The 11629-nt window shown below is 68.3% G+C and carries 11 protein-coding genes; 6 read left to right on the top strand and 5 right to left on the bottom strand.

What is annotated here, in order from left to right:
* Window positions 1-19: 19 nt before the first annotated feature.
* Together I1A62_RS44005 and galE are read left to right on the top strand one after the other, a co-directional pair.
* Window positions 20-712, top strand: a complete 693-nt coding sequence (locus tag I1A62_RS44005) for a metal-dependent transcriptional regulator (protein ID WP_124393033.1) — start codon at window positions 20-22, stop codon at window positions 710-712.
* 3 nt (window positions 713-715) lie between these two features.
* Window positions 716-1708: a UDP-glucose 4-epimerase GalE gene (gene galE / locus I1A62_RS44000; protein ID WP_219458176.1), complete on the top strand. Its 993-nt coding sequence runs from the start codon at window positions 716-718 to the stop codon at window positions 1706-1708.
* Between the two features lie 7 nt (window positions 1709-1715).
* Here the strand turns inward: galE and I1A62_RS43995 are convergent, their stop codons facing one another.
* The 3 genes from I1A62_RS43995 to I1A62_RS43985 all read right to left on the bottom strand — a co-directional run bounded on the left by I1A62_RS43995 (window position 1716) and on the right by I1A62_RS43985 (window position 4435).
* Window positions 1716-2864 carry a DUF4192 domain-containing protein gene (locus tag I1A62_RS43995; RefSeq protein WP_219458175.1) on the bottom strand — a complete coding sequence of 383 codons (1149 nt, stop codon included), beginning with the start codon at window positions 2862-2864 and terminating at the stop codon, window positions 1716-1718.
* 160 nt (window positions 2865-3024) lie between these two features.
* Window positions 3025-3690 carry a DUF5642 family protein gene (locus I1A62_RS43990; protein ID WP_219461744.1) on the bottom strand — a complete coding sequence of 222 codons (666 nt, stop codon included), beginning with the start codon at window positions 3688-3690 and terminating at the stop codon, window positions 3025-3027.
* Between the two features lie 118 nt (window positions 3691-3808).
* Entirely contained in the window at window positions 3809-4435 is a 627-nt protein-coding gene (locus I1A62_RS43985) for an MBL fold metallo-hydrolase (protein WP_219458174.1), read from the bottom strand.
* 285 nt (window positions 4436-4720) lie between these two features.
* Here I1A62_RS43985 and I1A62_RS43980 point away from each other — a divergent pair, with 285 nt between their 5' ends.
* The 3 genes from I1A62_RS43980 (at window position 4721) to I1A62_RS43970 (ending at window position 9418) form a co-directional block, all read left to right on the top strand.
* On the top strand, window positions 4721-5689 hold the full coding sequence (locus tag I1A62_RS43980; protein WP_095860679.1) for a proteasome assembly chaperone family protein: 969 nt from the start codon (window positions 4721-4723) through the stop codon (window positions 5687-5689).
* Window positions 5690-5835: 146 nt separating this feature from the next.
* Window positions 5836-6873, top strand: a complete 1038-nt coding sequence (locus tag I1A62_RS43975) for an alpha/beta fold hydrolase (RefSeq protein WP_015890471.1) — start codon at window positions 5836-5838, stop codon at window positions 6871-6873.
* Window positions 6874-6913: 40 nt separating this feature from the next.
* A complete protein-coding gene (locus I1A62_RS43970; RefSeq protein WP_072942366.1) occupies window positions 6914-9418 on the top strand; it encodes an RNA helicase in 2505 nt (834 codons plus the stop codon).
* Between the two features lie 3 nt (window positions 9419-9421).
* Here the strand turns inward: I1A62_RS43970 and I1A62_RS43965 are convergent, their stop codons facing one another.
* Window positions 9422-9826: a DUF5997 family protein gene (locus tag I1A62_RS43965; protein ID WP_072942367.1), complete on the bottom strand. Its 405-nt coding sequence runs from the start codon at window positions 9824-9826 to the stop codon at window positions 9422-9424.
* A 58-nt stretch (window positions 9827-9884) separates the two neighbouring features.
* Here I1A62_RS43965 and I1A62_RS43960 point away from each other — a divergent pair, with 58 nt between their 5' ends.
* Window positions 9885-10652 carry a LysR substrate-binding domain-containing protein gene (locus tag I1A62_RS43960; protein WP_124392922.1) on the top strand — a complete coding sequence of 256 codons (768 nt, stop codon included), beginning with the start codon at window positions 9885-9887 and terminating at the stop codon, window positions 10650-10652.
* Between the two features lie 13 nt (window positions 10653-10665).
* On the opposite strand, the gene I1A62_RS43955 is transcribed toward I1A62_RS43960, so the two are convergent.
* A complete protein-coding gene (locus I1A62_RS43955) occupies window positions 10666-11589 on the bottom strand; it encodes a hydrogen peroxide-inducible genes activator (protein ID WP_124392921.1) in 924 nt (307 codons plus the stop codon).
* Between the last annotated feature and the right edge of the window lie 40 nt (window positions 11590-11629).

Raw genomic sequence — 11629 nt, 5'->3', positions numbered from 1 at the left:
GAGACGAAGGGGTGTGAGTGTGAAGGATCTGGTCGACACCACGGAGATGTACCTCCGGACGATCTATGACTTGGAAGAAGAGGGCGTCGTCCCACTTCGAGCACGTATTGCCGAACGACTCGAGCAGAGCGGCCCGACGGTCAGCCAGACCGTTGCCCGGATGGAACGGGACGGCCTTCTCCTGGTCGCCGGTGACCGCCACCTGGAACTGACGGAGAAGGGCCGCGAACTCGCGGTGTCCGTGATGCGGAAGCACCGCCTGGCCGAACGACTCCTCGTGGACGTCATCGGTCTCCGGTGGGAAGAGGTTCACGCGGAGGCGTGCCGGTGGGAGCACGTCATGAGCGAGGAAGTGGAGCGGCGCCTGGTGGAGGTGCTCAACAACCCCACCACCTCGCCGTACGGAAACCCGATTCCGGGACTTGCGCTGCTCGGACTCGATCGCCCGGTCGACCCCCCGGAGACGCTCATCCGCCTCACGGACGTGCCGCCCGGCAAGCCGACCGCGGTCGTCGTCCGCCGTCTCGCCGAGCACGTGCAGTCGGATCCGGACGTCATCGGGCAGTTGCGTGAGGCGGGCGTCGTCCCGGACGCGCGTGTCACCGTCGAGACGAAGCCCGGGTCGGTCACGATCACGGTGCCCGGCCACACCGGGTTCGATCTGTCCGAGGAGATGGCGCACGCCGTCCAGGTGAAGCAGGTTCAGGGATAGTCGATGAAACTTCTGGTCACCGGCGGCGCCGGCTATGTCGGCAGCGTCTGCAGCACGGTCCTGCTCGAACGAGGGCACGAGGTCGTCGTCATCGACGACCTGTCGACGGGTAATGCCGACGCGGTGCCGCTCGGTGCCGAGTTCATCGAGGGCGACGTCGCGGAGGTGGCGGCGGACGTGCTCGGCACGACCGGCACTCCCCGGTTCGACGGGGTCCTGCACTTCGCGGCGCAGTCGCTCGTCGGCGAATCCGTCGAGCGCCCGGAGAAGTACTGGCGCGGCAACGTCGTCACCACGCTCGAACTCCTGGAGGCCATGCGGCATTCGGGGACGCAGAAACTCGTGTTCTCGTCGACGGCCGCGACGTACGGCGAGCCCGAGCACTCGCCGATCACGGAGGCCGATCCGACGCGTCCCACCAATCCGTACGGGGCGACGAAACTCGCGATCGACCATGCCATCACCTCGTACTCGGTGGCGCATTCGCTCGCGGCGACCAGCCTGCGGTATTTCAACGTCGCGGGAGCCTACAAGTCGGCCGGCGAGAACCGCGTCGTCGAAACGCATTTGATTCCTCTCGTGCTCCAGGTGGCGCTCGGCCAGCGGGAAAAGATCTCGATCTTCGGAACCGACTGGCCGACTCCGGACGGAACGGCGATCCGCGACTACATCCATGTTCTCGACCTCGCCGAGGCGCACGTGCTGGCACTGGAGTCGTCGATCGAGGGCAGGCACCGCATCTACAATCTCGGTAGCGGCGCGGGTTTCAGTGTGCGCGAAGTCATCTCGGCGTGCGCGCGGGTCACCGGGCTTCCCATTGCAGTCGAGGACGCACCGCGCCGGGCCGGTGATCCCGCCGTGCTCGTCGCGTCGAGTGATCGTGCGATCGCGGAACTCGGGTGGCGGCCGGAACACACGGATCTCGACGAGATCGTTGCCGATTCCTGGGCCTACCTGCAGGAGCTGGGCGACCGGTCGCACGCGGCACGTCGCTGACACCGGCTCAGCCGGCGAGGGGCGGGGGCAGCACGACACCGACCGCGCTCGCGCGTTCGTAACCGACGTCGGCCAGTCCCCGCACCTCGCCCGGCCGCATTCCGCTGTGCAGTGCACCGTCCAGCAGGGTGGCCAGCCTGTGCCCCGGCTCCGAGTCCAGGGCGGCGGCCAACGCGATGCCCGCGAACGGTCCGTCTCCCCGCAGGTAGGCGCTGTAGCCGAGCAGCGCCGCCGGGTTCGCGCGTTCCGGGTCGGGGAGGTTGCGGGCCAGGAGAATCCAGAGTTGCTCGGCATCGTCCGCGTACGGGCCGACGGCGAGCGCGAGCACGCTGTCCCGGACTGTCACATTGTCCAGTGCGAGCGCGAGTTCCGCGTACTCCGGCGCGAGGAGCCTCTCACCGGACGACACCCGCGCCACGTGTGTCAGCACCAGTTCGAGCTCGAGCCGGTGGCAGCGGTCCGGCATGGACGACCGCTCGGCCAGCTCCCTTCGCAGAAGTGACGATGGGCGGCCACGTTCGATGAGGGCGGCAATCTGCATCCGTTCGAGCACCGGCCCCACCTCGATCGTGGCCTCCATCTCCTCGCGCGAGGCGCGGATGGGCTTGCCCTCGAGGACCCGTGCGAGCGCGACGCGGGACGCCGCCGGATCGGACTGGATGCCGCAATTGCCGCCGAAGAAGCTGAACCATGCACCACCCGAGGCGATCTCGGCCGTGACGAAGACGTCGAGAAGGCCGGTCGGCGTGAATTCGAGGAGCTCCTCGAATTCTTCGACGATCGCGGACATTTCGTCGAGGCAGAGCGCGGCCGGGCTGGTGAAGCGGTCGTCGACGAGAACCAGGATCACCCCGCCGGCGCGGTCGCGCTCACACACGGTGGCGAACTGGCCGAGCGCCGCGCACATCGTCGGGGTCGGCCCTGCGGCACCTCCGAGGACCAGGTCGTGTCTCATGACGGCGCCGACCGACGAGTTGCGCTTCCCGGTCAGGCACACCGCCACGATCGACCGGGCCGGCCGGAATCCGAGCAGTGCGGGAATCGAGGCGAGGAGGTCGTCCGGAGCGGACAGCGTGACCGTGTGCTGCTGCGGGGGCAGTTCCCCGCCGGGATCGTCGGAGAAGCCGGAACCGTGGGGGAATGCGGGTGTCGTCATGCCCCAGACTCTGTCGGGTCGACGTCGCGGGGGTCGGCGGGCGAACTGGGGAAACACAGAGGGCTGTGGATGGGCGACGGGTTGTGGACAACCCGTCCGCCGCGCCGGGCGGAGGCGCCGTTCGGCCGAGAAGTCGTCGGAGCCCTGTGCTAGGGCCCGCTCAGCTGTTCTGGACCTTCTGCACCGCGGCGGTGAACACGTCGTCGAGCGCGTCGGTATCGGCCTTCGCGTCGCCGAACGACATGAAGGTCGCGGACACCCGCACGTCGCCCACCTGCGCGATCAGCGTCACCATCGACTGGGTGACCTGTTCGCTCCCGGTGCCGGATCTGACGGTCCGCCGGAGCGCGAGGGTGTCGTCCGCCCGGATGGGAGGGGCCGGAGTGATCTCGGTGGTGACGGTGGACTCGGCCCCGCTGTCCGTCACGGTGACCTCACGGCACGTCTTCGTTTGTTCCGCCAGGTCGTCGAGGGGTGTATCGGTCCTGGTGAGCTCGACCGAGATCGTCGAACGACTCGCATTGTCGGTACCGACCGCCATGACCGTGCCGGTCGGTCCGTAGTCCTGAGCAGGAGGCGCGCAGTCCGCGGGGTCGACCACCGCACCCTGCGGAACCCCCGTCAGGTCGGGCGCCGCCATCGACACGGCCTGGGCGGGCAGCACGATCGCCTCGTACGGGGCTGGGAAGTCGGCCGGATCGACCAGGAGCGTCGACAGTCCCTTTCCGGACGGCGAACCCGCCGCGATGGTGGTGCTCGGCTGCGGTTCACCGGAGACGGTCGAGGTACACCCGGCGAGAATCGCCGCCGCGGCCAACGCGACCACCGGGACGACGGCTGTCCGTACCGCTGTGCGCCGAGATGTCACCGTCGTCCTCCCGTGTCGGATGTGCCCTTTCCGCCACTCTGCCACGCCGACGCGCCGACGGCGGGGAGGCTGCGGCTCAGCTGCCGCGAGCGATCCATTCCTCCAGATGCGGGGCTTCGGTGCCGATGGTGGTGCCGTCGCCGTGCCCGGTGCGGACCGTCGTCGACGCCGGCAGCGCGAACAGGCGATCGCGAATGGATCCGATGATCGTAGGGAAGTCCGAGTAGGAACGCCCGGTGGCTCCCGGACCGCCCGAGAACAGGGTGTCGCCGCTGAACAACTCCCCGGCCTCCGGCAGATACAGGCAGCAGGAGCCGGGGGAATGCCCCGGCGTGTGGAGTACGCGGACGTCGGTCCCGGCCACCGCGATCTCCTGCCCGTCCTCGATCGGCGTGTAGGCGACGCCGGGGTGCGTCTGCTGCCACAACACGTCGTCGGCCGGATGGAGGAAGATCGGGGCGTCCAGAGCCGCGGACAGTTCGGGGGCCACGGTGACGTGGTCGTTGTGACCGTGTGTGCAGACGATCGCCCGGACGCGCCTGCCACCGACGGCCTCGACGATCGGCGCGGTGGTGTGAGCTGCGTCGATCACCGCGACTTCGGCGTCGTCACCGACGATCCACACGTTGTTGTCGACGTCCCAGGTGCCGCCGTCGAGGCTGAAGGTGCCGGAGGTGACCACCCGGTCGATGCGCACGCTCACGACCCGACCTCAGATCGCCGTGTCGCCCGTACCCGTATCGCTCGTGCCCGTGTCGACATCGCGCACCTCCAGGTCGTCCGTCTCGGATCGTGCCGTTCCTCACATTGCCACAGACCGTGCGCGGGATCTCGCTGTGGGCGAACACCGGAGGCCGTCCGGCGGGAATTATCGGTCGCGCGTGGCGTGTTCCCCCAGAGCAGGGCCTCCGAGAGCAAAGTCCGACGTATCGATGCCGGAGACGATAGGGGACACTGGAGGCCAGGCACGAAGGAGAAGAGGTCTGTAATGGACGAACAGTCGAAGATGTACGAGCTGGAGTTCCCGGCACCGCAGCTGTCCTCCGCGGACGGGCAGGGACCCGTGCTGATCCATGGACTCGAGGGCTTCTCCGACGCAGGCCACGCCGTCAAACTCGCCACGACGCATCTCCGTGAGAGTCTCGAGAGCGAGCTCGTCGCCTCCTTCGCGGTCGACGAGCTCGTGGACTACCGCTCCCGTCGGCCCACGATGACGTTCAAGGCCGATCACTTCTCGGACTACGACCAGCCCGAGCTGAACCTGTATGCACTGAAGGACACGGCGGGTACCCCGTTCCTGCTGTTGGCCGGCATGGAGCCCGATCTGCGCTGGGAGCGGTTCACCACGGCGGTGCGCCTGCTGGCCGAGCAGCTCGGTGTGCGCCGGACCGTGGGCATCAACGCCATCCCGATGGCCATTCCGCACACCCGTCCGCTCGGTGTGACCGCGCATTCCACCAACAAGGACCTGATCAAGGACCACCAGCGCTGGTCGGGTGAATTGCAGGTGCCGGGCAGCGCGTCCTCGCTGATCGAGTTGCGGATGGCGCAGCACGGGCACGAGTCGGTGGGGTTCTCGGTTCACGTTCCCCACTACCTGGCCCAGACGGACTACCCGGGGGCGGCGGAAACCCTCCTCGAGAATGTGAGTGACGTCACCGACCTGGATCTGCCGCTGGCCGCGCTCGGCGAGGCCGCCGCCCGCGTCCGCGAACAGGTCGACGAGCACATCGCAGGTAACGACGAGGTACAAACCGTCGTCCACGCCCTGGAACGCCAGTACGATGCCTACGTAACGGCTCAAGAACAGCAATCCACGCTCCTGGCCAGCGAGGAAGACCTGCCGAGTGGCGACGAACTCGGTGCGGAATTCGAGCGTTTCCTGGCCGAGCAGGCGATGCAGGACGGTGAGAGCGGCAACTCCGAGGAGGAGGGGGGATCACAGGGCGGGGCCTGACCGGGTAGCGGTTTGTGCGGTCGCCCTCCCGGCACTGTGCGACCGCACGGTCCAGTTGTTCGGCCGGGACCGGTGCAATAGCGTCGAGACCAAGCGGATGATTGAGCTGTCAACATTCGGGAAATGCACCTAGTTCAGGAGGCGACATGAGCGACAACCGCATTCGTAAGCTCAGGCCTGTTCCGAACGCCGAAACCCGCATGATGTTCCGCACGATCCACGGCTACCGTCGCGCGTTCCGCATGGCAGGCGAGGGTCCCGCACTGCTGCTGATCCACGGCATCGGCGACAACTCGTCCACGTGGACCGAGATCATCCCGCACCTCGCCAAGAACTACACCGTCATCGCCCCCGACCTGCTGGGTCACGGACGCTCCGACAAGCCGCGGGCCGACTACTCGGTCGCGGCGTACGCCAACGGCATGCGCGACCTGCTGTCCACCCTGGGCATCGACAAGGTCACCGTCGTCGGTCATTCGCTCGGCGGCGGTGTCGCCATGCAGTTCTCCTACCAGTTCCCGCAGATGGTCGACCGTCTCGTGCTGGTGTCGGCAGGCGGCGTCACCAAGGACGTCCACCCGCTGCTCCGGCTCGCGTCCGTCCCGGTGGTCAACGAGGCCCTGAAGCTGCTGCGCATTCCCGGCGCGATGCCCACCGTGCGGCTGGTGGGAAACGTGCTGAGTCAGCTGAACGGCACACGCCTGCGCCCCGGTGCGATGCTCCACGACACTCCCGACCTGGTGCGGGTACTCGCCGAGTTGTACGACCCTACCGCGTACGAGGCGTACCTGCGCACCCTCCGCGCGGTCGTCGACTGGCGCGGGCAGGTCGTCACGATGCTCGACCGATGTTATCTGACCGAGAACCTCCCGGTGCAGCTCATCTGGGGTGATCAGGACGCCGTCATTCCGGTGAGCCACGCCCACCTCGCGCACGCGGCGATGCCCGGCTCCCACCTCGAGATCTTCCGCGGCGCAGGACATTTCCCATTCCGCGACGACCCGATGCGGTTCCTGCGCACCATCGAGAAGTTCCTGTCCGGAACCCATCCCCTGCAGTTCGACGAGGCGAAGTGGCGGCAGATGCTCGTCACCGGCGTCGGTGAGAGCACCATCACCGGCAGCGCGTCCACCCGCATGGCGGTTCTCGACGCGATGGGATCGGACGAACGCAGCGCGACATAGGCCCGGCAGCGGCGCACGGCCGTCCGGCTAGCCTGTAGCAGTGCTTCTCTCCGACCTGCTCCCCGAGAACGCGGATTCCGATTCCGTTTTCGACGCCTTCACCTCCTGGACCGAAGAACGAGGACTGACGCTCTATCCCGCCCAGGAAGAATCCGTCATGGAGCTGGTGTCCGGGGCCAATGTGATCCTGGCGACGCCCACCGGATCCGGTAAGTCGATGGTGGCGGTCGGCGCCCACTTCTACGCCATGGCCACCGGCAAGCGCACGTTCTACACGGCCCCGATCAAAGCCCTTGTCAGCGAGAAGTTCTTCGCCCTGTGCGAGGTGTTCGGCGCCGAGAACGTCGGCATGATGACCGGCGACGCCGCCGTCAACTCCCGGGCACCGATCATCTGCGCGACCGCCGAGATCGTCGCGAACCTCGCGCTGCGCGAGGGCCCCGACTCCGACATCGGCCAGGTCGTGATGGACGAGTTCCACTTCTACTCCGAACCCGACCGCGGCTGGGCGTGGCAGGTCCCCCTCGTCGAACTCCCCCACGCCCAGTTCCTGCTCATGTCGGCCACCCTCGGGGAGGTCGACTTCTTCTCGTCCGACCTCACCCGCCGGACCGGGCGGCCCACCACCGTCGTGGCGGGCACCGAGCGTCCCGTTCCGCTGATGTTCTCGTACGCGACGACACCCGTGAGCGAGACGATCGAGGAACTGGTGACCACCAATCAGGCCCCGGTGTACGTCGTCCACTTCACCCAGGCCGCCGCCCTGGAACGCGCGCAGGCCCTGACGAGCGTCAACTTCTGTTCGCGCGAGGAGAAGGACGCCATCGCCGACGCCCTCGGCGGTTTCCGGTTCACCACCGGATTCGGCAAGACGCTCTCACGTCTCGTCCGGCACGGCATCGGCGTCCACCACGCGGGCATGCTGCCGAAGTACCGGCGCCTCATCGAGAAACTGGCGCAGGACGGTCTGCTGAAGGTCATCTGCGGCACCGACACGCTCGGTGTGGGGATCAACGTCCCCATCCGCACCGTGCTGCTGACCGGGCTGACCAAGTTCGACGGCACCCGCACGCGACACCTGCGGGCCCGCGAGTTCCACCAGATCGCGGGACGTGCGGGACGCGCCGGCTACGACACGCTGGGCACCGTGGTGGTGCAGGCCCCCGAGCACGAGGTCGAGAATCTGCGGGCGCTGGCCAAGGCGGGCGACGACCCCAAGAAACGCCGGAAGGTGCAGCGCAAGAAGGCGCCGGACGGGTTCGTGTCGTGGGGCGAGGCCACGTTCGATCGCCTCGTCGCCGCGTCGCCGGAACCGCTCGTCTCCCGGTTCTCCGTGTCGAACTCCATGCTGCTCAACGTCATCGCACGCCCGGGGAACTGCTTCGAGTCCATGCGGCACCTCCTCGAGGACAACCACGAGCCGCGGCCGGCCCAGCGCAAGCACATCCTCAAGGCGCTGTCGCTGTACAGGGGGCTGATCGACGCCGGCGTGGTGCAGCGACTCGACGAACCCGACGCCGACGGCCGCATGGCCCGGCTCACGATGGAACTCCAGCGGGACTTCGCCCTCAACCAGCCGCTGTCGCCGTTCGCGCTGGCCGCCCTCGAACTCCTCGACGTCGAATCCGATTCCTATGCACTGGATGTGGTGTCGGTGATCGAGTCGACCCTCGACGACCCGCGGCAGGTGCTCATGGCGCAGCAGCACTTCGCGCGCGGTGAGGCGGTCTCGCAGATGAAGGCCGACGGGATCGAATACGAGGAACGCATGGAGTTGCTCGAGGAGGTCACCTGGCCCAAGCCTCTCGCGGACCTGTTGTTCCCGGCGTTCGAGATGTACCGGGGTGGGCATCCGTGGATCACGGAGTTCGCGCTGTCGCCCAAGTCCGTCGTGCGGGACATGGTCGAGCGGGCCATGACGTTCGCCGAAATGGTCAGCCACTACGGTCTGGCCCGTTCGGAAGGGCTCGTCCTGCGGTATCTCGCGGACGCGTATCGCGCACTGCGCCAGACCGTTCCGACCGAGGCCCGGACGGAGGAACTCGACGACCTCATCGAGTGGCTGGGTGAGCTGATCCGTCAGGTCGACTCGAGCCTGCTCGACGAATGGGAATCACTCACCGACCCCGGGGCCGAGGGCGACGACCAGCAGGTCGCGTTCGGCGCCGACGTGCCGCGCCCGATCTCGGCGAACACTCGGGCATTCCGGGTGATGGTGCGCAACGCCATGTTCCGGCGCATCGACCTCGCGTCGCGGCGGCGGTGGGCCGAATTGGAGGGGCTGGACGACGGCATCGACGCCGAGGAGTGGGAGGACCAGCTTCAGCCGTACTTCGACGAGTACGACTCGCTCGGCACCGGACCCTCGGCGCGCGGCCCCCAGCTGTTCCAGGTGGAGACCGCGCCCGAGCTGTGGCGGGTCCGGCAGGTTCTCGAGGACCCGCAGGGTGATCACGGGTGGGCGTTGACGGCGGTCGTGGACCTCCCCGAGTCCGACGCGGCCGGTGAAGTGATCTTCGACGAGCTCAGCATCGTCGAGGGATAGCGGTCAGGAACGCGGCCGGCGGGGCTGATCACGCCGTGCCGCGTTCTTCTCCTTGATGCGGACGGTCTCCTTGCGGACCTCGGCCTGGGTGGCGCGCTCCTGCTGCAGCCACTCGGGGCGATCCGCCATGAGGGCGTCGATCTGCTCGGTGGTGAGCGCCTCGGTGATGCCGCCGCGCGCGAGACCCGCGATGGACACCCCCAGCTTCGCCGCGACCACGGGACGCGGGTGCGGGCCGTTGCGGCGCAGCTCGAGCAGCCATTCCGGCGGATCGCTCTGCAGTGCGCCGAGCTCGTCGCGGGAGACGACACCCTCCTGGAACTCCGCGGGGGTGGCCTCGAGGTACACACCCAGCTTCTTCGCCGCGGTGGCGGGCTTCATAGTCTGAGGGCTCTTGTGCGACGTCATGGTGTCAAGAGTAACGAGCGTGTGCGGTGCCGTTGACCACGCCCGGTAGCCTGACGGAGTGACAGACGCGGATGCATCCTCTCCCTTCCGGCTCGCGTATGTCCCGGGCGTGACCCCCACCAAGTGGGTGCGGATCTGGGCCGAACGGCTGCCCGACGTCCCCCTCACGCTCGTCCCGGTGTCCGCCGCGGACGCACCCGATCAGCTGCGGGGCCGGAGGGCGGACGTGGGCCTGGTGCGGTTGCCGATCGACCGGACCGGTCTCAGCGCCATCCCCCTGTACACCGAGATCCCGGTGGTCGTGGCACCGAAGGATCACGTCGTGGCGGCGGTGGACGAGGTGTCGATCGCGGATCTGGCGGACGAGATCATCCAGCACCCCCTCGACGACGTCCTCGTGTGGGAGCGCGTGCCGGGACTGCCCGCCGCGGACCGTCCGGCCACGACGGCCGACGCGATCGAACTGGTCGTCGCGGGGGTCGGGCTGCTCGTCGTCCCGCAGTCGCTCGCCCGGCTCCACCACCGCAAGGACCTCGTCTACCGGACGGTGTCGGACGGCCCGGAGTCGCGGATCGCGCTGGCGTGGCCCGAGGACGAGACCACCGAACTGGTGGAGGAGTTCATCGGCATCGTGCGGGGTCGCACCGTCAACAGTTCCCGGGGCCGCACCCCGACGGCGGCCGAGCCGAAGAAGAAGCGTCCCGCCGCGTCCTCGTCCGCACGCCAGAAACCGGCCGCGGGGGCGAAGACGCCGCGGCCCGGATCCGGAGCCAAGGGCGGCAAGCCCAAAGGTGGCAAGAAGGGCAAACCGCGGCGGCGGTCCTGACACTCCGCGCCCGTCAAGCGGGGGTGCCCACCGGTGCCGTCTTCGTGAACAGGCGCGCGAGTTGTCCGTAGTCGTCCGCGCGGGCACTGGACGACCGGAACACGAGGCCGATCGTGCGACCGGGCGCGGGGGCGGCGAAGCGGGCGGTCGCGAGCGGCCCCCGTCCGGTTTCCACCTGGACGGCGGATTCCGGCACCAGAGTCACGCCGAGTCCGCCGGCGACGCACTGCACCACCGTCGACAGCGACGTGGCGCGGGTGTCGCCCGCCACCGGATGCGCGTCCACCGAGCGGCACAGGTCGAGGGTCTGGTCGCGCAGGCAGTGTCCCTCGTCGAGCAGCAGGAGGGGAAGCTCGTCCAGCATCGGCGGGGAGATGTCGGTGCGACCGGCCAGCGGGTGCCCCTTCGGGACGACCATCACGAAATCTTCTGTGTACAAGGGGATGTCGACGAGACCGCCGACACCGCTCGGCAGGGCCAGCACCGCGACGTCGAGTGAGCCCACACGCAGCGCCTCGAGAAGTCGCGCCGTCTGGTCCTCGATGACCTGCGGCTCCAGTGCGGGCATCTCCTCGCGCAGCGCCGGCAACAGGGCAGGCAGCACGTAGGGGGCGACGGTGGGAATGAGTCCGATCCGCAGGGGGCCGGCCAACCGGTCGCCGACACCCGCGGCCGTCGCGACGAAACCGTCCGCGGCCTCGAGGATGACCTTTGCCTGACCGAGGAGCCGCTCCCCCGCCGCGGTGACGAGGACGCGCCGGGTGCTGCGCTCGATGAGCTGCACACCGAGACCGTTCTCCAATGCCGCCAGCGACTGCGACAGTGTGGGTTGGCTCACACTCAATCGTGCTGCCGCCGTGCCGAAGTGGCGGTACTCCGCGACTGCCACGAACGCACGCAGCTGCGACAGTGTGGGTTGATAACTCTGATCGGCCATGCCTATCAGCCTAATGCTGTCCATCACCTCGGCCTGTTGG

Source organism: Rhodococcus sp. USK10 (assembly GCF_019378875.1).
In the GTDB taxonomy this organism is placed as follows: domain Bacteria; phylum Actinomycetota; class Actinomycetes; order Mycobacteriales; family Mycobacteriaceae; genus Rhodococcus_F; species Rhodococcus_F pseudokoreensis.
This window is presented reverse-complemented; position numbering and strand designations above follow the sequence as displayed.